1 protein-coding gene is annotated in these 442 nt (G+C 48.0%); it reads left to right on the top strand.

Features of this window, described 5'->3' with window-relative positions; all coding sequences use genetic code 11:
- Nucleotides 1–159 precede the first annotated feature (159 nt).
- Nucleotides 160–432: a PTS sugar transporter subunit IIB gene (locus KJQ99_RS09785; protein WP_214150722.1), complete on the top strand. Its 273-nt coding sequence runs from the start codon at nucleotides 160–162 to the stop codon at nucleotides 430–432.
- The last annotated feature ends 10 nt before the right edge of the window (nucleotides 433–442 follow it).

The following is a 442-nucleotide window of genomic DNA, read 5'->3' as shown; positions in this document are numbered from 1 at the left end:
GTGCCAGGCTGCGCCTTCGCAATGGCCGATCTCGTTCCTTTGCGCGTTCACTCATTTGGCAATATCGAATTTTTGAAGAGAACGCCAATGGCTATTAAAGCCGGACTTTTGGGAGACGTTTTGAACTTCATTTGGGTATAGATTCTCTTTGGCGTAATCATGTACTTCATTGCAAACTTCATGATCAAGAAGTTCAACTATGCAACTCCTGGTCGAAACGGCAACTACAATGATGGTGATGCGTCCGAATCGACTGGTGCTGCTACGACTTCTGACGGCAAAGCAGATCCTAATTCACAAGTTGTCAAGATCGTCAACTTGCTCGGCGGTCGCGAAAATATCGTCGACGTTGATGCTTGCATGACGCGACTTCGTGTCACGGTCAAGGATGCTGCCAAAGTCGGTGAGGAAAATGCGTGGAAACATGCCTGAGCTTTGGGAC

Origin of the sequence: Campylobacter sp. 2018MI13, assembly GCF_018501135.1 — a bacterium.
Lineage (GTDB): Bacteria > Campylobacterota > Campylobacteria > Campylobacterales > Campylobacteraceae > Campylobacter_E.
The sequence above is the reverse complement of the archived record's forward strand: the minus strand, read 5'-3'. Positions and strand labels throughout refer to the sequence as shown.